Consider the following 24,951-nt stretch of genomic DNA (forward strand, 5'->3'; position numbering starts at 1 on the left):
CGTTGCACAAAACGAAACAGGGGGGCCATGGCCCCCCTTTATTTGTTACGTGAGTGTGTGGTCGTGGCAGCGATCAGGCAGCAGATTTCCGCAAAACCGGTTTCCCGGCGAAGAGACGATCACCGACACGCACCACGATTTTGCCGTTTTCAAGCTGATTTTCGAAAGTTCCCTGCACGGAAACACAGCTGCCGACAACGATGGTGCGAAGCATGAGACATCCTCCCAAGAGTGTTTTCACTCGTGACACTAGTCACATTTCCTTAACAGAGTGCAAATGCAAAAGTAGCGCACCCCGCAATTTCGTATAGTTTTATTGCGCATCGTGACGTTTTAGCGCACGAAAATTTTCTGCAATGCAGCGATTGTTGCCAAAATTGCTGCAATTGCAGCCCAAATCGTGGCTTTTTGGGCTTTACAGCCAGTCTTGCAGCACGGGAATCAACGGCTCATCGGCTGCGGGCATCGGATAGTCGCGCAATTGCCCGGGCAGCACCCAAGCCAGCTTTTGCCCCTCGCGCGGTTGCACGCGGCCCTCCCAACGGCGGCAGGCAAAGACCGGCATCAGAAGGTGGAAGGTTTCGTAGCTGTGGCTGGCAAAGGTCAGCGGCGCCAGACAGCTGTGCCAAGTGTCGATGCCAAGCTCTTCGTGCAGTTCGCGGATCAGCGCCGCCTCGGGCGTTTCGCCGGGTTCGACCTTGCCGCCCGGAAACTCCCACAGCCCCGCCATGGATTTTCCCTCGGGCCGCTGCGCGAGCAGCACACGCCCATCCACGTCAATCAGCGCCACCGCGCTGACCAACACCACCTTCCCCGGCGCGACGGGCGCCGGGGTGCCGGGACCGCAGCCCCCACTCACGAGCGGTAATCCGCGTTGATGTCGATGTAGCGATGCGTCAGGTCACAGGTGAAGACCGATTTCGTCGCCTTACCCAAGCCAAGGTCGATGCCGATCACCAGCTCCTGCCCCTTCATATAAGCGCTGGCGGCCTCTTCGCTGTAGTCGGGCACGCGCCAGCCGTTTTCGGCCAGCACCATATCGCCAAAGGAAATGCGCAAAAGATCCCGTTCCGCCTTGGCGCCGGACTTGCCCACCGCCGCAACAACGCGGCCCCAGTTCGCATCCTCGCCCGCAATCGCGGTTTTCACGAGCGGCGAATTCGCCACCGCCATCGCCACTTTATGCGCATCAGCCGCAGTTTCAGCCCCGCTCACGCGGACCTCCACAAACTTCGTCGCGCCTTCGCCATCGCGCACCACCTGATGCGCCAGATCCATCATCACGCCGCGCAGCGCCGCTTCAAAATCTTTCGCAGTCTTGGAGCGCAGATCGGTTATTTCCGCTGCCGGGCTTTTGCCCGTGGCGGCCACGATCAGCGCATCCGAGGTCGAGGTATCGCTATCCACCGTGATCGCGTTGAACGTGTCATCCACCTGCCGCGAAAGCACCTTTTGCAAAAGCTTCGCCGGGATTTTTGCATCGGTGAAGATATAGACCAGCATCGTCGCCATATTCGGCGCGATCATGCCCGAGCCTTTGGCAATGCCAGCAATGCGGATCGGACCTTCCTCCGTTTCCACCTCGGCGCTCGCACCTTTGGGGAAAGTGTCCGTCGTCATAATCGCACGGGCGGCAGCCTCAATCCCTTTGGATTCCAGCGCCCCAACAAGCCCCGGCACGGCGGCCACGATCTTGTCATGCGGCAGCGGCTCGCCGATCACCCCGGTGGAAGAGGAAAAGACCCGACCAATCGGCAGGCCAAGCGCCTCAGCCACCGCGCCCGTGACCGCATCGACCGAGGCTTGGCCCGCCGCGCCCGTAAAGGCATTGGCATTCCCGGAATTCACGATGATCGCCGCGCCTGCGGTTTCATCGACCTTGCCGGAGAGCTTCGCTTGGCAATCGAACACACAGGCCGCGCGCGTCGAAGAGGTGGTGAACACCCCCGCCACCGTCGCGCCGGGGGCCACGCGCGCCAGCATCACATCGGTTCGGCCAGCATAGCGCACACCAGCGGCCGCTGCGGCAAAATCGACCCCTTCGATCATCGGCAGTTTGGGGAAGCTTTCGGGCGCGAGCGGCGAAACGGGGGCTTTTACTTTTGCCACCACCTCGGCCACTTCCTCTCGGATTTCGGCCACCGCATCTTCGGTCACATCTTCAAGCTTCGCTTTCAGCCCTTTGACTTTGGCCTTCAGCTTCTCGATCCGTGCCTCAAGCTCTTTCTTCTTACCCATGGCCCTGCTCCGCCCGTTCGTGTCCAATTACTCTTCACCCGTCAGCTTCGGATCTTTCAGCACCGCAGGGTCAATCCCTTCGATGTGCTTTTCGACCGTGGCTTTGGCGATCGTGTCATTCACCCGATCCTCAACAGCCTTTTGACGCAGATCGCCCGCCAAATCCTCGCTCGCTTCTTCCAGCGTCGGCGCGGTGCCAAGGCGGCTTTCGAGCAGCTTCACCACATGCCAGCCATATTCGGTCTGCACCGGGCCTTTGACATCGCCATCTTTCATGCTGGCAACAGCTTCAGCAAAGGGCTGCACCATTTGCTCCAGCCCGAACCAGCCCAGATCGCCCCCATTGGCTGCAGCTCCATCTTGGGACTTTTCTTTCGCCACTTCGGCAAAATCGGCCCCGCCCTGGATATCTGCCAAGATCGCCTCGGCCTCTTCTTTGGTCGGCACGATGATATGCGCGGCATGGAATTCGCGGGTCGGCTCTGCTGCGGCATATTTGGCGTCATAGGCCTCTTGCAGGGTCTCGGGCGTCACGGCGCGGCGCGCAGTATAATCCAGCAGCATCCCGGCCAAATAAGCGCGGCGATCCACCTCCAAAGTGATCTCATCGCGATGGGTCATCATGCCTTCGCCAATCTCGGCGAGCGCGGTTTGCTGGATCAGTTGATCCAAAACGCCATCAAACAAAAGCTCATCGGGGAGCTGTTTATATTCGGCGGGCAGCGCATTGCGCACGGCCACCATCATGCCAAGCGTAATATCGGTGCCATTGACCGTCGCCACGACCGTATCGGGGCCCAGATCCTTGGCCTCCGTTTCGGCGAAACCTGCCCCCGCAAGGCAAGCCAGCACGGCTCCAACGCCCAGAATTTTGGTGATTTTCGGCATGAAAGCCTCTCCCGCAGGGCCGCGGCACCCCGCGGCGTTGACACTCGGACAGCCGCCCCTTACATCGCCTAGGGTCCTGTGAAGGCAGATCCGCTCCTTATCCGCAAGAGTTCTACGGGCGGGAAAGGAGTGCGGCAAGGCCGCATTTCACACGATTTGGTCAGTCGAACCCGCGGAGAGAAAATGCTGGGCCTCGGATATATTGGAAGAAAGCTTTTCGGCACGCCGAATGACCGCAAGGTGAAGCGGACCCGCCCCCTCGTGGCACAAATCAATGCGTTGGAGCCAGAGTTCGAAAAACTCAGCGATGAAGGGATCATCGCGAAAACGCGCGAGCTGCAAAAGCGTGCGCAATCGGGCGAAGATCTTGATGCGCTGTTGCCCGAAGCCTTTGCCAACTGCCGCGAAGCTGCGCGCCGCGCGCTTGGTCTTCGCGCCTTTGATGTGCAGCTTGTGGGCGGTATCTTCCTGCACCAAGGCAATATTTCAGAAATGAAGACGGGTGAGGGCAAAACCCTTGTCGCCACTTTCCCTGCCTATCTCAATGCGCTGGCGGGCAAGGGCGTGCATGTCGTCACCGTCAACGACTATCTGGCCAAACGCGACGCGGAATGGATGGGCAAAGTCTATGCCCAGCTTGGCCTGACCACGGGCGTTGTTTACCCGTTCCAAGGCGATGCCGAAAAGCGCGCCGCCTATGCCGCCGATATCACCTATGCGACCAACAATGAGTTGGGCTTTGATTATCTGCGCGACAACATGAAAGCTTCGGTCGCGGAAATGTATCAGCGCGACCATTTCTATGCGATCGTCGACGAGGTGGACAGCATCTTGATCGACGAGGCGCGCACGCCGCTGATCATTTCGGGCCCGTCGCAAGACCGCTCCGAACTTTATATGACGCTCGATGCCTATATCCCGCTTTTGGAGCCCGAGCATTACACGCTGGACGAAAAATTCCGCCGCGTGACCTATACCGAGGAAGGCAACGAATTCCTTGAGGTCAAGCTTCAGGAAAGTGGGCTGCTGCCCGAGGGGCAATCGCTTTATGACCCCGAAAGCACCACCATCGTGCACCATGTCACACAGGCGCTCGCGGCCCATAAGCTGTTCCACAAAGATCAAAACTACGTCGTCGCCAATGACGAGGTGATCTTGATCGACGAATTCACCGGCCGGATGATGAAAGGCCGCCGTCTGTCGGACGGTCTGCATCAGGCGATTGAGGCGAAGGAACGTGTGACGATCCAGCCCGAAAACGTCACGCTGGCTTCGGTGACCTTCCAAAACTACTTCCGTCTTTACAACAAGCTGGGCGGCATGACCGGCACCGCCGTGACCGAGGCGGAAGAGTTTGGCGATATCTACGGGCTTGGCGTGGTCGAAGTGCCGACCAACCGCCCCGTCGCGCGTGTGGACGAACATGACCGCGTCTATCGCACCGCCAAAGAAAAATACGCCGCGGTGATCGAAGCGATCAAATTCGCGCAAACCAAAGGCCAGCCGACGCTTGTGGGCACCACCTCGATTGAAAAATCCGAGATGCTGTCGGAGATGCTGAAAGCCGAGGGCATCGCGCATAACGTGCTCAACGCGCGCCAGCACGAGAAAGAGGCGATGATCGTAGCCGAGGCCGGGCGTCTTGGTGCGGTGACGATCGCCACCAACATGGCCGGTCGCGGCACCGACATTCAGCTTGGCGGCAACGTCGAGATGCAGGTTCTGGCAGAACTCGCCGCGAACCCCGAAGCCAACCCCGACGAGGTCCGCGCCCGGCTTGAAGCCGAACATGCGACCGAGAAAGAAAAGGTGATCGAGGCCGGCGGTCTGTTCGTTCTGGCCACCGAGCGTCACGAAAGTCGCCGCATCGACAACCAGTTGCGCGGTCGTTCGGGCCGTCAAGGCGACCCGGGGCGTTCGCTCTTCTTCCTCAGCCTCGAAGATGACCTGATGCGCATCTTCGGCTCGGACCGTCTTGAAGGGGTTCTGTCGAAGCTCGGCATGAAAGAAGGCGAAGCGATCATCCACCCTTGGGTGAACAAATCGCTGGAGCGTGCGCAAGCCAAGGTCGAAGGCCGCAACTTCGACATGCGCAAACAGCTTCTGAAGTTCGACGATGTGATGAATGATCAGCGTAAGGCGATCTTCAGCCAGCGCCGCGAGATCATGGAAACCGATGAGATCGGTGAAATCGCGCGCGACATGCGCCTGCAAGTGATCGACGATGTGATCGACGATTTCGCTCCGCCGAAATCTTATGCCGACCAATGGGATGTTGAAGGGATGCGCGACGCCTTCCTTGAACAACTGAACATGGAACTTCCGATTGCCAAATGGGCCGAGGAAGAAGGCGTGGATCAGGAAGTGCTCGCCGAACGCGTGACCGAAGCGGTTGACGCTTATATGGAAGAAAAGGCGCAGGCTTTCGGTGGCGACACGATGCGGCTGATCGAAAAGCAGGTTTTGCTGCAAACGATCGATGCGAAATGGCGCGAACACCTTGTGACGCTGGAACACCTCCGCTCGGTGGTAGGCTTCAGGGGCTATGCGCAGCGCGATCCGCTGTCGGAATATAAGACCGAGGCGTTCCAACTCTTTGAAACCATGCTGGACAGCCTGCGGTTTGAGGTCACCAAACGTCTTGGGCAAATCCGCCCGATGACCGAGGAAGAACAGGCTGCAGCGCTCGCACAACAAGGCGTAACTGCAGCTGAGGCCCCGGCCGATGCAGCCCCTTCGGAAGAAGCCGCCGCAGCAGCAGAGGCCGCGCCGGTTGCCACCGCAGCCGCGGGGTTCGACGAAACAAACCCCGCAACTTGGGGCGACCCGGCGCGCAATGACCCCTGCCCCTGCGGCTCGGGCGAAAAGTTCAAGCATTGCCACGGCCGTTTGGCCTAAGCTGAAGGCTGTTCAAGAAGACGGTCAAGTTCGTCCCAAATCGGGGTAAGTTTGTCCCAAGGTCTGTATATAGGGGCGCCGAAAGGTGCCCCTACTTCATTTAGGTGTCTGCTTTCGAAAAATTTATTTCATGCGGCATGGTGCAAGGCGTGCTCCAATCAGATGCAGGTAGAGCGAAACACTGGTACGCGAGGCGGACCAGCCGTCGACCGATCTCTGATGGCGCGCCAGAAAGTGCCATCCACTCAAGCCGGCCGATCATACGCGCTACGCACATCTCTAGGACGGGAAGCATCGGCCTCGGAGCTTCCATCCCGCCCGGCAAATACCAAGTAATCGACACTCAGGGCGGCAAAGCCGCGGCTCGATGACGCCGCAGCGATATGTATGCTCAGCCCATTGCCGTCGGGTCGTACGATGCGCGGCATTTCGCAAAAGAAAAACCTCCGATTTTCTATGTTTGCAAAGAGCTTTTCTTGTCAGGACACCGGCCGGGTTACCGAATGCTTTAAGGCATTTACGCGCACCCAATGCTCGCTCTGCCGGTCGCCCCCCAAAAAAATGCCAGACCTCCTCGAGACCTTCAAAACTTCCGCTCTGCCGCGATCTTGCGAAACACGAATTCCGGCAGGATGGTCTCCCATTCTTCGCGCTTAATATAGGTCCTATATTGCTCTTCGTTGTCCGACTTGCGCCAGCGCACCACCGCGCCGACCTTGCCAGAAACCAGCGAGGTGCCCGCGGGCGGGGCCCAATTTCCAGCCATGCGGCCAAGCACGCGTTCCTTCGCGTCCAAAATCAACCATTTCCCCTCGCGGTGGGTCAGTTTCAGCGGATCATCCACCTCGGCTCCCGCAATCGCGGCCAAGGTCGGACTCGTCCCGGGCAGCCGCCCAGCATAGGAAAGATCGACCGAGCCCATATCGGGAAGCTGATACTGGTCGGGCTCGGGCAGATCGCGGCGCGCTGGCACCTCGATCTTGCGCAGCATCTCGCACGCGCTGTCGGCCTCGACGAATGCATGCGCGCCCTGCGTCACCACCGCCAGACTGCGCCGCGCGCGGGTCATGGCGACGTAGAAAAGCCTGCGCGGGGCCTCGCCGTCCTCGCCCTTGGACAGGTGCTGCCAGCCGCCGTTCAGGATCACCACATGGTCAAACTCAAGCCCCTTCGCGCGATGCGCGGTCAAGAGCAAAAGCCCCCGTTGCGCGCTGCGAATATCTTGCGCCCATTCGGCCAGCCATTCGATGGCATCAGGCACCGGGATCATCTTGTTACCCAACTCCCGCGCCAGATCGGCGATGCCCTCGGCGATCAAATCGACCCAGCGGCCGGGGCGCTCCTTGTTCAAGACATCGAGCATGTCCTGGATGCTCAGCATCATCGCCGGGCGTTGCCGCAACCCTGCCACAAGGCGCTGCATCTCGCGCAGCCGCCAGATGCTGGGCAGTTTCTCGTTCGCCATCTCGACGGGCAGGCCCAGCTTCTCGGCATAGGCGCGCACCGGGCCAAGCCGGCGCCAATCGCGCGAGATGATCGCGCAGCGCGCCCAACTGAAACCCGGATCAAGCCGCGCGATCCGCACCAGCTCGTCCACCGCCGCCACGGCCTGCGCCGTGTCGTCGCCCGCCACATCGAGAAACTGCACCCGTCCCTGAGCGACCGGGTCGTACCCCGCCATCACGCCGCCGCCCGGATCAAGGCTGCGCATCTTGTCCACTGTGATCGGATGGCCCGCCTTCATCCGGCCGCGCGCGGTAGCAATGACCTGATTGGCGGCATCGACGATATGCCGGGTCGAGCGGTAATTCTCGGTCAGGAATTTGGGCTTGGCGCGGTAGTCCTCCTCGAATTGTCGGATGAAGGAAATCGAGGCCCCGGTGAAGGCGTAGATGTTCTGGTCGTCGTCGCCCACCGCGAACAGGCTCAGACGCTGATCGGGGTCGTCAAGCGAGCGCCCGGCCACGGCGGCAATCAGCGCATATTCGCCGGGGCCTATGTCCTGATATTCATCGACCAAAATCCAGCGATAACCTTGAATGAGCGCCTCGCGCTGCGCCTCGGCCTCGGACCGGCTCAGCCCCTCGCCGTTGATCTGGCGCACGGCCTCGTAAAGCACCGCGTCGAAATCGCGGGTCTCGGCGGCCGTGCCGGCAAAACTCGCCCCCACCAGCCGCATCGCCAGCGCGTGACAGGTTGAAACGGTGACGCGGGCGGCATCCTCGCCCACCAGATGGCGCAGACGGGCGCGGATTTCGGCGGCGGCATGGCGGTTATAACTCAGCACCAGAATGCCACGCGGATCTTCGCGCCGCACCCGCAGAAGATAGGCGATGCGATGCACCAGCACCCGCGTTTTGCCCGAGCCGGGACCGGCCAGCACCAGCACGTTGGTCGCTTCGCGGTCGTCGGCGACGATCTCTTGCTGCACCGGATTGCCAAGGTCTTCCACAATCTGCTTCCACGCCTTGCCGGTGGTCTGGCGCTTCAACTCGACACTCCGCCCGGGCATCCAGCGTTGCAAGAACCGGTCCTGCTCGAGGGCGAAATACTCCTCCGACAGCCGCACCGCCTCGTCGATCTGCGCCAGCCCCTTTTCGGCATAAGCCGCCATCACATGGGTTTGCAGCGTCTGTTCGCGGTAATGTTCTTCAAGCGGTAGGAAGTCCTTCTTTGTGAAGCCCGCCCGCCCGGGGTTGAGATAGATTGTCATCGCCGAGCGGAAAACGGTCAGCCCCTTGCCCAGCGTCAGCACCTGCTGCTCGTGCAGCCACAAAAGGGCGCGCTCCATCAGCTTTGTCATTTCCTTGACGCCAGAGTCTTTCAACAAGGCATCCCCGTTCAGCGCCGCAAGCATCAACCCGATCGTCGTATCGACCTGAATATCCTTGCCGCGCGTGCCGGGGGGCACCTTGGAAATAAAAAACTCAAGCAGCTTTTCTGCCGCCATCCAGCGCAGCGCAGCGGTCTGTTCCACCACGCGCCACGAGCGTTGCAACGTCACCTCCAGCGTCTTGGCGGAAAGCTTGCGCAGCCGGATATTGCCCATGCCGCCGTCGCTGTCGCGCCCGTCCCGCGCGATGCTGCGCAAGAGCCGGTCGATGGCGTGCGGGCTGGCATCTTCATGGCCATCGCCGCGCAGGATCTGGCTTGCCGCCGCCAGATCAAGGGGGGCACCATCGCCCACCTCGGCTTCGGGCGCCATCTCTCGCATCCGCGCGATCAGCGCCTTTTCCAGCCGCATCGCGCGAGCCAGACGGGGAACAGAGGCGTTTTCAAACCCCACATGCACCGAAACGGTGATCGCAATGTCATTGCGCGCGATGCCAAGGGTTTCCAGATCAGCCATCGCCTTGGCCAGCGCGCGGTGCGTCAACCCACTGACCCCGGTCAATTCGTCGGTGGTTATGCCCTGATCGGGGGGCGTGTTCATCACATGGCGCACGATCGACAAAAGCTGGCGGCGCCGGGCCTCGGTAATCTCGGCGCCCTTCAGCCGCGCTTCGGCCTCACTCAGCGTGCGCACCAGAAGCGAGGAGGGATAGACCTGCACCCGGTTTTCCTCGCGCGCCAGAAGGGCGGCTTCTTCCAGCCAGGAGACGGCGGTTTTCACCCTTGTGTCGTCGGTGGCGCTGTCGCGGGTGAAATCGTGGTCCTTTTCTTCGCGCACGATCTCGCCCGCCGTCGCCACCACCGTGCCGCTGTTGCGGGAATGCTCGTCGATCCGGCGCAGGGCCTTGAGGATCGCGCCGATCTCGTGTTGCGCAAGGCGCGAACGGGCGGTGAGGGTGAACTGCCGCTCGACATCGTCGGAATGATAAAGCAGCACGCAATTCGCGGGCGCCCGGTCACGCCCGGCCCGCCCCGCCTCTTGCAGGTAGTTTTCAAGCGAGCCGGGAATATCGGCATGAACCACCAACCGGATATCGGGCTTATCGATCCCCATCCCGAAAGCATTGGTGGCGGCGATCACCCGCAGATCGCCGATGCGAAAGCGTTCCTGTACCGTCTGTTTGTCGTCGGGCGTCAGGCCGGCGTGGAAATGCTCGGCCGCAAGCCCCTGCAGTTTCAGGAACGCCGCCACCCGCTCGGTCTCGGCGCGCGTCGCGCAATAGACCACGGCGCCGGAGGTCTCGCCCTTGGGCAGATGCTCGGTGATCACGCTCAGAATGTCGCCCAGCTTCGCGCCCTTGCTGGTCGGGCATACGGCGAAAGTCAGGTTAGTGCGCGTCGCCCCGCCGTCGAACAGCGCCAGATCGACGCCCAGACGGTCGCGGAAATGCGCGGTAATGTCACGCACCACCTCGGGCTTTGCCGTCGCGGTCAGGCACAGCACCGGCGCGGGCGGGGCGTCGCCGGTGAACTCGCGGATGAAGCGGCCGATGTAGCGATAATCGGGGCGGAAATCATGGCCCCATTTCGACACGCAATGCGCCTCGTCCAGCACCCATAGCCCGACCTCGCGTTGCCTCAGCACCGAGCGGACCGAGACCGAGCGCAATTGTTCGGGCGAAATCAGCAAGATCGCCGCCTGGCCCAGCCGCACTCGGTCAAGCGCATCCTGCCGTTCGGGCATCGAGAGCATGCCGTTGACGGTGACCGCGGCGGAAATTCCCGCCCGCTCCATCCCCTGCACCTGATCGGCCATCAGCGCCACAAGGGGCGAGATCACCACGGTGAGCGCCCCGGTCTTGTCGTAAAGGCTGAGCGCGGGCACCTGATAGCAGACCGATTTGCCGGTGCCGGTGGGCAGGATGCCCAGCACATGCGCATGGCCCATGGTTTCGGCCACGATGGCCTCTTGCAAGGGCCGCCCCGCGCTGTAGGCGGGCTCGGGGCGAAAGCCCGGAAAGCCGAACCATTTCTTCAGCGCTCCCACCGGGTTGTTGCGCTCGGCGCACCAGAGGCAAGTGGGATCGCCGCAGGCCGTGTCGCGCAACTCGCGCACGATAAGCGCCGCTTGCGGAAAGGCGGCACGCACCCAGGGCGGCATGACGGAATCTCCGCCAGCAACGGAAATCCACGCCAGCGCATAGGCCATCGGCCAGCCCGTTTGCGGGTCCGAAAGCGTGTCGAGCAGCGGCCCGATCCGCGCGCCGCAGGCCTTGGCCTCAAGAAGCGAACGGATCGCCGTCAGCGCGACCGCCCGGTCGGGGATGGGGGCCTTGCGAACCTCGGTAAAAACGGCGTCAAACCCTTCGGAGCGATCGGTCCGCGTGGTCAGATAATGATAGGCGATCAGGGTTTCGGGCGCGGCTGCATCGAGGTCTTTCAGCGCAGTGATCTGGTTTGCCAGCACCTCGAACACCAGCCGCGCATCGCGTTCCGGGTCGTTCACATGCCCCGCCTGCAAGCGCCCGTCGTGATAGTGCTTCACCAGATGATGATATGGGTTGCGCGGAAAGGCCAAGGGGTTGAGCCAAAGCGTGTCGATCGGCGCGGCCATCTTTTCAATCAACCGGGGCCGCGCCGCCAGAAGATGCTCGATATCGTGGCGCAGGATATTGTGGCCGAGGATGTGCTGCGTTTTCCCGAGCGCCTTTTCCAGCGCATCAAGTCCGCGGCCGATCTCTCCTTTCGGCGCAACGACGGCGGGCCCGTCGCCAAACCGCACCGCCGCCATGTCGAAAATCCGGGCCGTTTTCGGATCGACCTCGAGATCCACCGAAAGACACCGCTCCAGAAGAGGTGTCTTGTCCTCCCCCCGCCGCCGTATAAAATTCAGTAATGCCATCAAGCCCGTGCAGCAGAAAAGTGTTGCGCGAGACTAAAGCGCCGAAACTGGCCCCGCAATACGCGCCGACAGGGTTTTGCCGCTGCCCGGTGCCGCAGGGCGAAGCTTGGGTCTCGACGGATGGCGCCAAACCTAGAACAACTTGGGGGATTTCATCATCCGCGCGGCCCGATGCCCCCGTCCTTGGCGGGTGGCTCGGGAACAGCTTGGGCGCAGGTCTTGCGGAGTTTCGGATGTCCAAAGCCGATTATTACGAAACCCATGCGGCGGAATTTGTCGCGGCGACGGTGGCGGCGGACATGTCGGCACTGCGCCACCGCTTCCTTTCGGCCCTTCCGCCTTCCCAAACCGGCTCTGTCCGCATTCTCGACGCTGGGTCAGGCTCCGGGCGCGATGCCCGCGCCTTCCGCGAAGCCGGTTTTGCCGTCTCGGCCTTTGATGCCTCTGCCGCGATGGTCACCGCGACGCGGGCATATGCGGGGGTGCCGACCCGGCGGATGCGGTTCGAGGATTTCGACTGGGAGCATCGTTTCGAGGGCATCTGGGCCTGCGCATCGCTTCTGCATGTGGCGCGGCAAGACCTCCTGCCGGCAATCGCCCGTTTGGCTCGGCACCTCGTGCCCGGGGGCGTGCTCTATCTCTCGTTCAAGAGCGGCACGCAAACGCGGATCAAGGACGGGCGGCGCTTCACCGACATCACAAGCGACGATCTTGGGCCACCCGATATCTGGGAAACGCGCGATTGCCGCCCGGACAGCGGGGCAGAGATTTGGGTGAATGCCTTGGTGAAATGCTGATGAGCCAGGGCTGCCCCAAGGAAGATAACGACCCGGGTGCCGAAGGGTGCCCCATCTGCGACGCCCCGATGCGTCGTGTCGTCGCCTGCGATGCACAAAGCATGGTCATCCAGAATGGTGCCGGGCTTCTGCTCGCACCGCACGGGCATGTCGCGCGCTGGCGGACCCTTTGCCCGGTCTTCCGCACGACCGCGCCCTGATTTCGGGCAGCGACGACGCCCTGCATGCCCACCTTCGGCCACTGATCGATCAATCGACGGCGGTGGACCTGTCGGTCTCCTTCCTGATGACCTCCGGGGTGCGTCTGGTGTTGCCGCATCTGCAGGACCTGCTTTCGCGCGACGGACGGTTGCGGGTTCTGACCGGGGATTATCTCGATGTGACCGAACCCGCGGCGCTTCGGCTGATGACCGATCTCACCGGCGCGCGGCATCTGTTCGTGTTTCGGGCCTCGCGGATGCCATTTCATCCGAAAGCCTAGCTTTTCACCTTCAAGGACGGATCCGGCGCGCTGATCGTGGGCTCGTCGAACCTGTCAAAATCCGCCCTGACCGACGGGGTCGAGTGGAACCTGCGCCAGTTCGATCGCCACGACACCGCGCCCCTCGCCGCCTGTGCCGGTTTCGAGGCGCTTCTGGCCCGCCCCGAAGTGACGGATCTCACGCCCGATTGGATCGACACCTACGAGGCGCGCCGAATCGTCCCCCGTCCAGACCAAAGCGGCGCTCCAGAGGAACCGACGGAGCCGCCGCCCGAGCCGCACGAGGTTCAACGCGAAGCCCTCGCCGCGCTGCGGGCCACGCGGGACAAGGGCTACGGTGCCGGGCTGGTGGTTCTGGCCACCGGACTTGGCAAGACTTACCTTGCCGCCTTCGACAGCCTTGACGCCCGACGGGTGCTGTTTGTGGCCCATCGCGAAGAAATCCTGACGCAGGCGATGGCGGCGTTTCGGGCCGTGCGGCCTCAGGCGTGAATGGGGCGCTACATCGGTGACGACCGCGAGCCCGAGGCCGAGATCCTGTTTGCCTCGGTGCAGACGCTTGCCCGCAGCGCGCATCTGTCGCGGTTCGATCCCCAGGCTTTTGACGACATCGTCATCGATGAATTTCACCACGCCGCAGCGACGGCGGCGATCTCTTGGGGCTGTGCGAGGAAAACCTCGTTTATGAATGCGATCTCTGGTCCGGGATCGACCGCAAACTTTTGGCGCCGTTTCACTATTTCGGGGTGCCAGATCCAGTCGAATATGCGCAAATCCCCTGGCGCAGCGGCCGCTTCGACGATACGGCGCTCGCCACCCGCGCCCGGGCGGAAAACGCACTCGACCAACTGGCTCGACGCGGCGACAGCAAGACGATCGGCTTTTGCGTCTCGCGGCGGCACGCTGATTTCATGGCGTGCTTCGCCACCGAGCGGGGGCTACGCGCCGTAGCGGTGCATTCGGGCGAAAGCTCGGCACCTCGCACCAGCGCGCTTGACGCATTGGCAGACGGCAAGCTCGACATTGTTTTCGCCGTCGACATGTTCAACGAAGGGGTGGACGTGCGCCTTTCGCGGGAACAGCCTAGCGGCCACTCCCCGCCATCGCTCAATGAAAATCCCGGCTCGGAAATAGCCGCTTGGCCTGTTCGCGCGGGTGGCGCGCGCGCGGGGCGGGGCGTGGGGGGCGCGGGGCGTCGTCGGCTTAGGGCAGCGTGCCGCCGATCCGTTCGGGCATCGGGTGGCCGAGGTCTGAGAGCCTATGCGAGAGGTCCTCTATCTGCTCTGCAATCAAATGCACCACGATCCCCTCGCGCTCCAATCGCCCGCTCACGCGCAAAAGCCGCCCGCCCATCACCGCGCGGCGGTAGCGTTCGTAAAGCTTGGGCCAGACCACGACATTGGCGACCCCGGTTTCATCTTCCAGCGTGAGGAAAATCACCCCCGAAGCGGTGCCGGGGCGTTGGCGGGTGATGACAAGGCCGCACACACTGGTGCGCCCCAGCGGTGCTTTGGGCAATTGGTCGTGGCAGGTGAGACCAGGCAGGCCGGGGCGCAAAAGCTCCATCGGGTGGGCGCGCAAAGTCAGGCGCAGCGCAATGTAATCCTCCACCACCTCTTCGCCCAAATGCATTGGCGGTAAGGTGAGCGCAGGTTCCACCAGCCCCTCGCCATCCAGCGGGTTGGCAAAAAGCGGCAAGGGTTTCGGGGCGCGGATTGCGCGCACCGCCCACAGCGCATCGCGCCGGGTGAGCCCCATACCGGCAAAAGCATCGGCCTCGGCCAAGCGTTCGAGCGTGGCGGGCGCAAGCCCGGCGCGCAGCCAGAGGCTTTCAATATCGGGGTAGCCATTGCCGCGCGCGGCCACGAGCCAGCCCGCATCCTCGGCCCGCAAGCCCTTGATCTGCCGAAAGCCAAGCCGCAAGGCGAGCCGCCCATCAGCGCGGCGTTCAAGGCTGTTGTCCCATGTCGAATGGTTTACGCAAACCGGGCGCACCTCTACCCCATGTTCGCGGACATCGCGCACGATTTGCGCAGGCGCGTAAAAGCCCATCGGCTGGGCATTGAGCAGCGCGCAGGCAAACACTTCGGGGTGGTGGCATTTCAGCCAAGAGGAGACATAAGTCAGCATCGCAAAGGCCGCCGCATGGCTTTCGGGAAAGCCGTAATCGGCAAAGCCTTCGATCTGGGCGAAACAGGCCTCGGCAATCTCTTGCGCATAGCCATTGGCGCGCATCCCGCCAATAAAGCGTTCGCGGTGTTGTTCAATCGTGCCCATGCGCCGGAAGGAGGCGAGCGAGCGGCGCAACTGATCCGCCTCTTCCGCCGAATAGCCCGCGCCGACCACGGCGATCTGCATCGCTTGTTCTTGAAAGAGCGGCACGCCGAGCGTTTTGGCGGTGACGGCAGCGAGCGCAGGGCCGAAAGGCTCGGGCGCCTCCAGCCCCTGACGGCGGCGGATATAGGGTTTGACCATGCCTCCCTGGATCGGACCGGGGCGGACAATCGCCACCTCGATCACGAGGTCATAGAAGGTTTCAGGCTTCATCCGGGGCAAAAAGTTCATCTGCGCGCGGCTTTCGACCTGAAACACCCCCACCGCATCGGCACGGGTGAGCATTGCGTAAGTGGCGCGGTCTTCTTGTGGCACGGTGGCAAGGCTGAGCCGCTCGCCTTTGTGGGCCTCCAGCAGATCGAAACTTTTGCGCAGGCAGGTCAGCATCCCAAGGCTGAGGATATCGACCTTGAGGATGCCAAGCGCGTCGATATCGTCTTTGTCCCATTCGATGCAGCTCCGCCCCGCCATCGCGGCGTTTTCAATTGGGCAAAGGTCATCCAGCCGTCCCCGCGTGATGATGAAGCCGCCAACATGTTGGCTCAGATGGCGCGGAAAGCCGATAATCTCGCCAATGAGCCGGATGGTCAGCGCCAAGCGGCGGTCTTCGGGGTTCAGCCCCACCTCGCGCAGCCGCGCCGGCTCTGCCCCTTGGTTCGACATGCCCCAAATCTGGCCCGCAAGGGCTGCCGTGACATCGGCAGAGAGTCCCATCACCTTGCCCACCTCGCGGATTGCGGCACGGGAGCGGAAATGGATCACCGTGGCACACAGCCCGGCGCGATCGCGGCCATAGCGGTCGTAAATCCATTGGATGATTTCCTCGCGCCGCTCATGTTCAAAATCCACATCAATATCGGGCGGCTCGCCGCGATGGCGCGAGATGAAACGCTCAAACACCATACCAATCATTTCGGGCGCGACATCGGTGATGCCCAGCAGGTAACACAGGATCGAATTGGCCGCCGAACCGCGCCCTTGGCACAAAATTCCGCGTCGTCGCGCCTCGGCCACGATGTCGTGCACGGTGAGGAAATAGGGCGCATAGCCCAGTTCCGCGACCAGCCCCAATTCCTTGGCCATCAGCTTATAAACGCGTTCCGAGGCCCCCCCGGGGTAGCGCCGCGCCAGCCCCTCACGCGCAAGCCGGTCCAGCCGAATTTGGGCGGGTTCGCCATCGCTGGCCTCATCTGGGTATTCATAGCTGAGTTCCGACAGATCAAAGCTGCACCGCGCGGCGATTTCCAACGTGCGCCGGATCGCGGCGGGGTGGTGGCGGAAAAGCCGCGCCATCTCCTCCGCGCTTTTCAACCGCCGCTCCCCATTGGGCAGCGCGCGGGTGCCAATGGTATCAATCGTCAGCCCCTCGCGCAGGCAGGTCAGCACATCGGCCAAAGGGCGGCGATGGGCTCGGTGCATCAGCACATCGCCCACCGCCACCATCGGTGTATTGGCGCGCAAAGCAAGATCGGCACAGGCACGAAACCACGCCTGATCGGAGCCGTCATAATGCGGGGCGGCCCCCAGAAAGACATGGCTGGGAAAGGCGCGTTGGAGTGTTTGAAGGGGCGCGCGGATCGCCCCAGTCTGTAATGTTTCAGGCGCGCTTGGGGGCGGCAAAGCGATCAAGATCATGCCCGCACAGCCCGCCGCCAGATCACTTAGATCAAGATGGCACTCCCCCTTGCTCGCGCGGCGCTTGCCCAAAGTGAGCAACCGCGAGAGCCGCTCATAGGCGGCGCGGTCCGTGGGCAAAGCAAGCAAATCGAGCGGGCAATCACGCAGCACCAGCCGCGCCCCCACAATCAACCGAGGCAAGGCTGGCGTGTCGGGCCGGGCTAAATCTTGCGGCCTGCCCACCGCTTGGCGCGAGGACGGGTCCACCTGCGCGCTGGAACGAATGCGCAGCCCCGCCGCCTCTTCGCGCAGGGTTTTGAGTGCTGAGAAGGCCCGCACCACACCCGCCAAACTGTTACGGTCGGTGATGGCGAGTGCGGTCAGACCCAATTCCGCCGCGCGGGCCACCAACTCCTCGGGGTGCGAGGCCCCGGTGAGGAAGGTGAAATTGGAGGTCACGCAAAGCTCTGCATAGCTCATGCAAATTCTCCCTGCACAAACCAGCCCGGATCTTGCGGGGTGTAAAACATCCACAACCGCCGCCCCTCGCGCGTTTCCACCCGCCAGTAATCGCGCAGGCCCCGGCGCCAATTCTCATCCTCGATCCACCATTCCGGGGCGATGCGTTCGGGCCCGGTGGCGCGCCCCAAGCTGAGCCGCATGCCCCGCCAGCGGAAACTGCGCGGCGGCTCGGTGCCCTGTGCGGCAATGGGCTCGGGCGGGAACAAACGCAGCGGGCGTGGGCGCGGCGTAGTGAAACCGCTCTGCGGGGCGCTGAAGGCCGCAGGCGCCAGCAAAAAGGCGCGCTCGGGGATGTGACTTTCCGCAGGTAAAAACCGCTGAACATTTTCCAGCCCGATCCGCGTGCCGATCCGGGTGATCAGATCGGCCAGTTGTTCGGGCGGCGCATGGCCGGGCGCGGCATTTTGCAAGGCATTGCTTTGCGGCGGGGCGAGCTTTTCCACCTGCACCGCCTCCAGCCGCATCTGATCAATGCCAAAGCCAGCATCCACATCTTCCAGCCCACGGGCAAAAAGTGGCAAGATGCGTGCAGGCTCCCGCATCGGTGCAGCCAAGCGCAATTCCACCTGTTGGCTCGCCTGATCGACCCGGCGTAGGGTCAGGCACAGCCGCCGCGCCCCCATTTCTTGCGTGGCGAGCTTTTGGCACAGCGGGATGAGCAGCCGTTCCAGCGCCGCTTGCACATCGGCCTGCAAGCCGATCGGCTCGGGCAAGGTCATCCGGGTGGCAAATTGCGGCGGCTCGGCCTCGGGCGTCACGGGTTCGGGCGCATGGCCAAGGCATTGATCCAGCCGGGTCAGCAGGTCTTGCCCGAACCGCCGCGCAAGCGGCGCGCGCGGGCTGGCCGCCAAATCACCGATTTTGCGCAGCCCCAACCGCTGCAACGCAACCACCGTATCGGCAGGCAGGCGCAGCGCCGCAACGGGCAAAGAGAGCAGGGTTTCTTCGCTACCGCCAAAATGCGCCACCGCCCAAGCCGCCCCGCGTGACGCCGCAAGGCCGAGCTGCGCTGTCACCCCCGCGCGGGCAAGCCGGGCTTGCATATCGGCCAGCATCGCCGCCTCGCCCCCAAACAGATGCGCGGCTCCGGTGATGTCCAGCACCAGTCCATCCGCACCTTCAAGGCCGACCCAAGGGCAATATCGCTCCGCCCAACGGCGCAACAGCCGCAGGAAACGGGCATCTTGGTCGGGCCTTGCGGGCTGGCTGATCAGGCTTGGGCAAAAGCTGCGCGCATCGGCCATGCGCATGCCGCGGTGCAACCCGTCCCGTTCGGCGCTGGTATTGAGGCAATAAATCGTTTCGCTAGCGCCGATGCGTTGGGACAGAGCAACGGGGCCTTCGACCGGGCGCGCGCGTAAAACCCGGTCACTCGCCAGCCGGGGAAACCAGATCGAGACGATGCGCCTGTGCGTTCCAGCAAACATTCCATGCGCCCAATGTTCCCATTTTGTTCTTAATAATTTCCCAGCGCATCAGAGTCGAGTCTTCGCGCCTTGGATCGAACACAGGCGTGGCGCGCCAGCGGGTTTCAGCAGCGTTTGAGCCCATCCCCTCGGGGATCAGACACAGCCCGATGCTGCCCCCGGTGCCTGCCGCCAATTGCAGCCGCCGCCCCTCGCGCAGGTCCAGCGGGCGGGTGATTTCGAGCACCACCAGAGCCACAGCCCCATCCTTCAGCGCCTCTTCCGCAACGGCGAGCGCATCGGTTTGGTTGGCCGGGCGCGCCAACAGCACGCGCGTCGGATCCAGCACAGGCAAGAACCCCAAAGGGTTGAGCGTGTCACTGTGCCAGCTTTCGCGCAGCCAAAGCACCGCCCCCGGCACGGAGGCAGCAAGACACGCCGCGAAACTAGACGCCACAGGGCCGCAAACCTCATGAACGCGCGCGGGGCGAAGGGGGAAAGGCAGAGCAATATCACGCAGCATGGGGAGAGGGTAAGGCGATTGCGCGGCCTTGCCAACGGCTGGGCGAGTGCTCGGCAGAGCTGCGGGCAGGAACTGCGCGCAATCTGTGCCGCCTAAGTTCGCCCCCAATCCACAAATCTATCAAGTGGGCTCGCATTGGGGCAAACGTCCCACTGTTTTGGGACGATCTTCACCTCGCAAGAATCTGAGTGAAACGGACTCACCGGGATAAACTTTTCCCGGTTCTTCAAATACGGCATGAAAAGGGCGGTGCGGGCAAACCCTGCGCCGCCTTTTGCTTATTTTGACAATATCGTTAACGGATTCACCAAATCTCGGGCAATCGCGCGGCAGGGGCCTGTAAACAATGCCCCGGTTCGGCCCAAACCTTGCCCCGATCCCCCTCTAGGATGAAATCATTCGTTGAGAGGGGCATGTCATGAAACCGCTTCACAAAGTTCTCATGGTCGGCACGACCTTTGTTCTAGCAGCGGCAACCGGCCATGTGATGCAGAACTCGGCCAATTCCGGGCTGCAAGAGGCGCAGGCACCTCAAGTTACCCGCGAACACTCCAGCCCGGCGCTGGACGCGCTGCATAGTGAGGCCCCCGCCCAAGCCACCACGGCACCGGACCTTGCCGTACCACCGATGATGCGCACGCCGCTGTTTGAGACCGATCTGGCAGCGGCCCTGCCGACCGATGCGCCCGACATCGGGGGCTTTGTAAAGCCCGCCTGTGCGGCGCCACAAATCGCGCTTGCCCCGGCCCCCTTGGCCTCTGTGCAAATGACGGTTACGGCACCTTGTCTTGCCGGTCAGGAAGCGAAAATCGCCCATGCGGGGCTCACATTCCCGATCTTCCTTTCGCCTGAGGGGGAGTGGACAGGCATCCTTCCGGCCATGTCGCCCAAGCCGCAATTCAGCTTCGATTTTGGCGGAGGTGAGATCACCAGCCTTGTGGCCGAAATCTCTGGCCTCGAAAACGTCAACCGGATCGCGCTCAGCGCCCCTGCGCAGGCAGGTGTCTCTCTGCATGGGCTCGAATATGGTGCAGGCTATGACGGGGCGGGCGATGTTTCAGCGCTTGCGCCACGCACCGCAGATACGCCGCTTGGGGGCTGGATGGCGGTCTTTGGCGATGCGGAGACCATGGTGCAGATTTACTCTGCCCCCGCGAATATGAGCGATATCCGGCTCGAAATGCTGGCCGAAGCGGTGCCGGAAACCTGCGGGCAAGATGTGCATGCCCAAGCCATTCGGCTGCTGCGCGGCGTCGCGGAAGCCCCGGCGCCCATCACCGTCGCCATGCCCGGTTGTGAGGATGCCTTCGGTGCGGTGGTGATGCCGCTGCCCGATTTCCCGCTCTCGCTCGCCTCGGCGCGTTAAAGCAGGCCTTGGGCGCGGAAACTGAGTTCGCGCCCTTTGCCGATCACCAGATGGTCGTGCAGCGTCAGCCCCAGCGCCTGCGCGGCCAAGTTGATCTGATCTGTCATCATGATATCGGCCTGTGAAGGCGTTGGATCGCCCGAGGGGTGGTTGTGCACCAGAATGAGCGCAGAGGCATCCAGCTCCAGCGCGCGCTTCACCACCTCGCGTGGGTAAACCGGCACATGATCAACCGTGCCGCGCGCCTGTTCCTCATCCGCGATCAGCACATTTTTTCGGTCCAGATACAGCACCCGAAACTGCTCGGTGGTGCGATGCGCCATGGCCGCGTGGCAATAATCCACCAATGCCTGCCATGACGAGAGCACCGGGCGCTGTAACACCCGCGATTGCGCGAGCCGCTGCGCAGCGGCTTCAACGATCTTGAGTTCTTGCACCACGGCGGGGCCCACGCCCTGCACCTCGCTCAGCCGCGTGACCGGGGCAGAAAGCACCTGCCCAAAGCCCCCGAAGGTATTGAGCAATTGGCGCGCCAGCGGTTTGACATCTTGCCGTGGCAGCGCGCGAAACAAGATCAGTTCCAAAAGTTCATAATCGGGCATCGCCGCCGCGCCGCCTTCCATGAACCGCGCGCGCAACCGCTTGCGATGATCCATGATGTAAGATGGCAACCGCTCAGAGGAAAGCGCCAGCGGCTGCGCCTCATCAAGGTCGCCAAACAGCGGTAAGGGCCGCTCTGCAAGGTTGGGGTCGGGGCTTGTCATGGGCGAAGCTTGCGCCCGCAGGGTAAATGAAAGGTTAATGCCGCCCGCCACAACAGAAAACGAAAGGGCGCCCGAAGGCGCCCGTTCATCCTTTCATCGTATCCCAGAAGCTTTTGACCTTCTTGAAGAAGGACGCCCCTTCGGGATTATTCTCGGCTTGGATGCGCTCAAATTCCTCAAGCAGTTCCTTTTGCCGAGCCGTCAGATTGACCGGCGTTTCTACCGCAAGCTCAATCACCATATCGCCCAAAGTACCACCGCGCAGCGCCGGCATACCTTTGCCGCGCAGGCGCATTTGACGACCGGATTGGCTGCCCACAGGGATCTTCACTTTGGAGCGGCCACCGTCGATGGTGGGCACTTCAACCTCACCGCCCAAGGCCGCAGAGACCATGCTCACCGGCACACGGCAGAACAGGTTGACGCCCTCGCGCTGGAAGATCGCGTGCTCCCGCACCTCGATGAAGATGTAAAGATCGCCAGCCGGACCACCGCGCAGCCCCGCCTCGCCTTCCCCAGCCAAGCGGATCCGCGTGCCGGTTTCCACCCCTGCCGGGATGTTGACCGAAAGCGTGCGCTCTTTCTCCACCCGGCCCGCGCCATGACAGACGCGGCAGGGGTTCTTCACCACCTGACCTTGCCCGCCACAAGTCGGGCAGGTGCGCTCCACCGTGAAGAAGCCGTTTTGCGCGCGCACCTTACCCAGACCCGAACAGGTCGGGCAGGTTTGCGGCTCGGCCCCGCCTTCAGCCCCGGTGCCATTACACGAGGTACAGGGCGCCGATCCGGGCACGGTGATGGTTTTCTGCGCGCCTTTGAACGCCTCTTCCAGCGTCACGCGCATATTGTAGCGCAGATCCGAGCCACGCGTGGCGCGAGACCGCCCGCCGCCCGGGCCACCACGCCCGCCCATGAAATCGCCGAACAGATCCTCGAACACATCTGAGAAGGCCGAGGCAAAGTCGCCCTGACCGCCCGCGCCATAAGGCCCACGCGGACCGCCGCCGCCCATGCCACCCTCAAAGGCCGCATGGCCAAAGCGGTCATAGGCCGCTTTCTTGTCGGCATCCTTCAGCACGTCATAGGCTTCGTTCGCTTCTTTGAACTGCGCCTCGGCGTTGGGATTGTCCTTGTTGCGGTCGGGGTGGAGTTCCTTCGCCTTGGTGCGATAGGCCTTCTTGATCTCCTCGGCCGAGGCGCCCTTAGACACCCCCAGAACCTCGTAGAAATCACGTTTTGCCATTGCAGAACCCCGCTATGAGAACATGAAAGCGAGCCCCCTAGGGGGCCCGCTCCTCAGGTTCCGGCGCTTATTTGCGCTTGTCTTCACCCATGTCCTCGAAATCGGCGTCGACGATGTCGTCATCCACCGAACGCGGGCCGTCTTCTTCCTCAGCCTCGGAGGCATTGCCACCCTCGGCTTCGGCTTGCGCTTTGTAGATCGCTTCGCCCAGTTTCATCGCGGCATCGGTGAGGTTTTGCACCGCGCCTTTGATCTTGCCGGGTTCGTCGGTCTTGAGCGCTTCTTCCAGCGCGTTGCAGGCCAGTTCGATCACTTCAACCGTCGAGCCATCGACCTTATCGCCATGCTCTTCGAGCGATTTGCGGGTCGAGTGCAGCAGGCTTTCGCCTTGGTTGCGGGTCTCCACCAGCTCTTTGCGGTTTTTGTCGGCCTCGGCATTGGCTTCGGCGTCTTTGATCATCTTCTCGATGTCATCATCCGACAGACCGCCCGAAGCTTGGATGGTGATCTGTTGCGATTTGCCGGTGCCTTTGTCTTTGGCCGACACGCTCACGATGCCGTTCGCGTCGATATCGAAGGTCACTTCGATTTGCGGCACGCCGCGCGGCGCGGGCGGAATGTTCTCAAGGTTGAACATGCCCAGCATCTTGTTGTCGGCGGCCATTTCACGCTCGCCTTGGAACACCCGGATCGTCACAGCGTTCTGGTTGTCTTCGGCGGTCGAGAAGACTTGGCTTTTCTTGGTCGGGATCGTGGTGTTGCGGTCGATCAGACGGGTGAACACGCCACCAAGCGTTTCGATACCGAGCGACAGCGGCGTCACGTCAAGCAGAACCACGTCTTTCACGTCGCCTTGCAGAACGCCCGCTTGGATCGCCGCGCCCAGCGCCACAACTTCATCCGGGTTCACGCCTTTATGCGGCTCTTTGCCGAAGAATTTGGTCACTTCCGCAACCACTTTCGGCATCCGGGTCATACCACCGACCAGAACCACTTCGTCGATCTCGTCCTTGCTGACGCCCGCGTCTTTCAACGCAGCCGCGCAGGGTTTGAGCGAGGCTTTGATCAGGTCATCCACCAGGCTTTCAAGCTTCGCACGGGTGAGTTTCATCACCATGTGCAGCGGCGTGCCGGTTTTCGCATCCATCGAGATGAACGGCTGGTTGATCTCGGTTTGGCTGGCCGAGGAAAGCTCGATTTTCGCTTTTTCCGCAGCTTCTTTCAGACGCTGGAGCGCCATTTTGTCTTTGGTCAGATCGACGCCGTGTTCTTTTTTGAACTCGTCGGCAAGGTAGTTCACGATCCGCATGTCGAAGTCTTCACCACCAAGGAATGTGTCCCCGTTGGTGGATTTCACTTCAAACAGACCATCGTCGATTTCGAGGATGGTGATATCGAAGGTCCCGCCGCCGAGGTCATAAACGGCGATGGTTTTGGTGTCTTTTTTATCAAGGCCGTAAGCCAGCGCAGCGGCCGTCGGCTCGTTGATAATGCGCAGCACTTCAAGGCCCGCAATCTTGCCCGCGTCTTTCGTCGCTTGGCGTTGCGCGTCGTTGAAGTAGGCCGGCACGGTGATGACGGCTTGCGTCACTTCTTCGCCCAGATAGCTCTCGGCGGTTTCTTTCATTTTTTGCAAGATCACGGCCGAGACTTGCGAGGGCGAGAATTTCTCACCTTGCACTTCGACCCAAGCATCCCCGTTGCCACCATCAACGATGGAATAGGGCACCAGTTTCTTGTCTTTTTCGACTTCCGCATCGGTGGTGCGGCGCCCGATCAGGCGTTTCACGGCGAAGACCGTGTTGGTCGGGTTGGTGACAGCTTGGCGTTTCGCGGGTTGCCCCACAAGGCGCTCGCTATCCGTATAGGCGACGATCGAGGGCGTCGTGCGCGCCCCTTCGGCGTTTTCGATCACGCGGGGCTGCGAACCATCCATGATGGCAACGCAGGAGTTCGTGGTCCCGAGGTCGATCCCGATGACTTTGGCCATTTCAATACCTCTTCTTTCGGCGACAGGTGAGGACGGGTCCCATCAGGCCCCCGGCCCCAATCCCAAGGTTTCAGTTTGGCCCGGCCCGGGTGGTCCGTTCCGGCTTCTGGGGGTATATAAGGAGGGGAAATTTGCCCTGCAAGAACCCTC

At 62.3% G+C, this 24,951-nt stretch carries 14 protein-coding genes and 3 pseudogenes; 6 read left to right on the forward strand and 11 right to left on the reverse strand.

The window, feature by feature from the left end:
* Positions 1 to 73 precede the first annotated feature (73 nt).
* The 4 genes from BW967_RS18755 to BW967_RS15020 form a co-directional block, all read right to left on the reverse strand.
* Positions 74 to 214 (reverse strand): hypothetical protein, encoded by a 141-nt coding sequence (locus BW967_RS18755; protein ID WP_097082987.1) that lies wholly within the window; start codon positions 212 to 214, stop codon positions 74 to 76.
* Positions 215 to 415: 201 nt separating this feature from the next.
* On the reverse strand, positions 416 to 859 hold the full coding sequence (locus tag BW967_RS15010) for a (deoxy)nucleoside triphosphate pyrophosphohydrolase (protein ID WP_076485914.1): 444 nt from the start codon (positions 857 to 859) through the stop codon (positions 416 to 418).
* On the reverse strand, positions 856 to 2,049 hold the full coding sequence (gene argJ, locus BW967_RS15015) for a bifunctional glutamate N-acetyltransferase/amino-acid acetyltransferase ArgJ (protein WP_245826569.1): 1,194 nt from the start codon (positions 2,047 to 2,049) through the stop codon (positions 856 to 858). Before argJ ends, BW967_RS15010 begins: the two co-directional genes overlap by 4 nt.
* Positions 2,050 to 2,265: 216 nt before the next feature.
* Positions 2,266 to 3,126, reverse strand: coding sequence for a peptidylprolyl isomerase (locus BW967_RS15020; RefSeq protein WP_076485915.1), 861 nt, complete (start codon positions 3,124 to 3,126; stop codon positions 2,266 to 2,268).
* Positions 3,127 to 3,309: 183 nt separating this feature from the next.
* Here BW967_RS15020 and secA point away from each other — a divergent pair, with 183 nt between their 5' ends.
* A complete protein-coding gene (gene secA / locus BW967_RS15025) occupies positions 3,310 to 6,024 on the forward strand; it encodes a preprotein translocase subunit SecA (RefSeq protein ID WP_076485916.1) in 2,715 nt (904 codons plus the stop codon).
* A 583-nt stretch (positions 6,025 to 6,607) separates the two neighbouring features.
* Here the strand turns inward: secA and BW967_RS15030 are convergent.
* A complete protein-coding gene (locus tag BW967_RS15030) occupies positions 6,608 to 11,647 on the reverse strand; it encodes a RecQ family ATP-dependent DNA helicase (RefSeq protein ID WP_076486016.1) in 5,040 nt (1,679 codons plus the stop codon).
* 134 nt (positions 11,648 to 11,781) lie between these two features.
* Here BW967_RS15030 and BW967_RS15035 point away from each other — a divergent pair, with 134 nt between their 5' ends.
* The 4 genes and pseudogenes from BW967_RS15035 to BW967_RS18975 form a co-directional block, all read left to right on the forward strand.
* A complete protein-coding gene (locus BW967_RS15035) occupies positions 11,782 to 12,555 on the forward strand; it encodes a class I SAM-dependent methyltransferase (protein ID WP_217696389.1) in 774 nt (257 codons plus the stop codon).
* A 169-nt stretch (positions 12,556 to 12,724) separates the two neighbouring features.
* Entirely contained in the window at positions 12,725 to 13,036 is a 312-nt protein-coding gene (locus tag BW967_RS18965; protein WP_076485919.1) for a phospholipase D-like domain-containing protein, read from the forward strand.
* Positions 13,037 to 13,204: 168 nt separating this feature from the next.
* Positions 13,205 to 13,621 (forward strand): annotated as a pseudogene (locus tag BW967_RS18970) (DEAD/DEAH box helicase family protein); the annotation flags it as partial.
* Between the two features lie 161 nt (positions 13,622 to 13,782).
* Positions 13,783 to 14,040 (forward strand): annotated as a pseudogene (locus tag BW967_RS18975) (hypothetical protein); the annotation flags it as partial.
* Between the two features lie 103 nt (positions 14,041 to 14,143).
* Here BW967_RS18975 and BW967_RS15065 read toward each other — a convergent pair.
* The 3 genes and pseudogenes from BW967_RS15065 to BW967_RS15075 all read right to left on the reverse strand — a co-directional run bounded on the left by BW967_RS15065 (position 14,144) and on the right by BW967_RS15075 (position 19,438).
* Positions 14,144 to 17,467: pseudogene (locus BW967_RS15065) on the reverse strand (error-prone DNA polymerase).
* Positions 17,464 to 18,936 (reverse strand): Y-family DNA polymerase, encoded by a 1,473-nt coding sequence (locus BW967_RS15070; RefSeq protein ID WP_076485922.1) that lies wholly within the window; start codon positions 18,934 to 18,936, stop codon positions 17,464 to 17,466. Before BW967_RS15070 ends, BW967_RS15065 begins: the two are co-directional and overlap by 4 nt.
* On the reverse strand, positions 18,878 to 19,438 hold the full coding sequence (locus tag BW967_RS15075; RefSeq protein ID WP_076485923.1) for an ImuA family protein: 561 nt from the start codon (positions 19,436 to 19,438) through the stop codon (positions 18,878 to 18,880). Before BW967_RS15075 ends, BW967_RS15070 begins: the two co-directional genes overlap by 59 nt.
* A 418-nt stretch (positions 19,439 to 19,856) precedes the next feature.
* Here BW967_RS15075 and BW967_RS15080 point away from each other — a divergent pair, with 418 nt between their 5' ends.
* Positions 19,857 to 20,804, forward strand: a complete 948-nt coding sequence (locus BW967_RS15080; protein WP_076485924.1) for a hypothetical protein — start codon at positions 19,857 to 19,859, stop codon at positions 20,802 to 20,804.
* On the opposite strand, the gene radC is transcribed toward BW967_RS15080, so the two are convergent.
* The 3 genes from radC to dnaK all read right to left on the reverse strand — a co-directional run bounded on the left by radC (position 20,801) and on the right by dnaK (position 24,801).
* On the reverse strand, positions 20,801 to 21,568 hold the full coding sequence (gene radC, locus BW967_RS15085; RefSeq protein ID WP_076485925.1) for a RadC family protein: 768 nt from the start codon (positions 21,566 to 21,568) through the stop codon (positions 20,801 to 20,803). The two genes, BW967_RS15080 and radC, sit on opposite strands and share 4 nt — an antisense overlap.
* 85 nt (positions 21,569 to 21,653) lie before the next feature.
* The gene (dnaJ, locus tag BW967_RS15090) at positions 21,654 to 22,811 is read right to left on the reverse strand and encodes a molecular chaperone DnaJ (protein WP_076485926.1); all 1,158 of its coding nucleotides are present in this window, start codon (positions 22,809 to 22,811) and stop codon (positions 21,654 to 21,656) included.
* A 67-nt stretch (positions 22,812 to 22,878) separates the two neighbouring features.
* On the reverse strand, positions 22,879 to 24,801 hold the full coding sequence (dnaK, locus tag BW967_RS15095; RefSeq protein WP_076485927.1) for a molecular chaperone DnaK: 1,923 nt from the start codon (positions 24,799 to 24,801) through the stop codon (positions 22,879 to 22,881).
* Positions 24,802 to 24,951 lie beyond the last annotated feature (150 nt).

The sequence above is a fragment of the Rhodobacter aestuarii genome, from assembly GCF_900156655.1.
GTDB lineage: Bacteria > Pseudomonadota > Alphaproteobacteria > Rhodobacterales > Rhodobacteraceae > Rhodobacter > Rhodobacter aestuarii.

Excerpts from the sequence above, each read along its gene's own strand:
- BW967_RS18755 (WP_097082987.1), bottom strand. The coding sequence starts at position 214 with ATGCTTCGCACCATCGTTGTCGGCAGCTGTGTTTCCGTGCAGGGAACT.
- argJ (WP_245826569.1), bottom strand. The coding sequence starts at position 2,049 with ATGATCGAAGGGGTCGATTTTGCCGCAGCGGCCGCTGGTGTGCGCTAT.
- BW967_RS15020 (WP_076485915.1), bottom strand. The coding sequence starts at position 3,126 with ATGCCGAAAATCACCAAAATTCTGGGCGTTGGAGCCGTGCTGGCTTGC.
- secA (WP_076485916.1), top strand. The coding sequence starts at position 3,310 with ATGCTGGGCCTCGGATATATTGGAAGAAAGCTTTTCGGCACGCCGAAT.
- BW967_RS15030 (WP_076486016.1), bottom strand. The coding sequence starts at position 11,647 with ATGGCGGCGGTGCGGTTTGGCGACGGGCCCGCCGTCGTTGCGCCGAAA.
- BW967_RS15070 (WP_076485922.1), bottom strand. The coding sequence starts at position 18,936 with ATGTTTGCTGGAACGCACAGGCGCATCGTCTCGATCTGGTTTCCCCGG.
- BW967_RS15075 (WP_076485923.1), bottom strand. The coding sequence starts at position 19,438 with ATGCTGCGTGATATTGCTCTGCCTTTCCCCCTTCGCCCCGCGCGCGTT.
- BW967_RS15080 (WP_076485924.1), top strand. The coding sequence starts at position 19,857 with ATGAAACCGCTTCACAAAGTTCTCATGGTCGGCACGACCTTTGTTCTA.
- radC (WP_076485925.1), bottom strand. The coding sequence starts at position 21,568 with ATGACAAGCCCCGACCCCAACCTTGCAGAGCGGCCCTTACCGCTGTTT.
- dnaJ (WP_076485926.1), bottom strand. The coding sequence starts at position 22,811 with ATGGCAAAACGTGATTTCTACGAGGTTCTGGGGGTGTCTAAGGGCGCC.
- dnaK (WP_076485927.1), bottom strand. The coding sequence starts at position 24,801 with ATGGCCAAAGTCATCGGGATCGACCTCGGGACCACGAACTCCTGCGTT.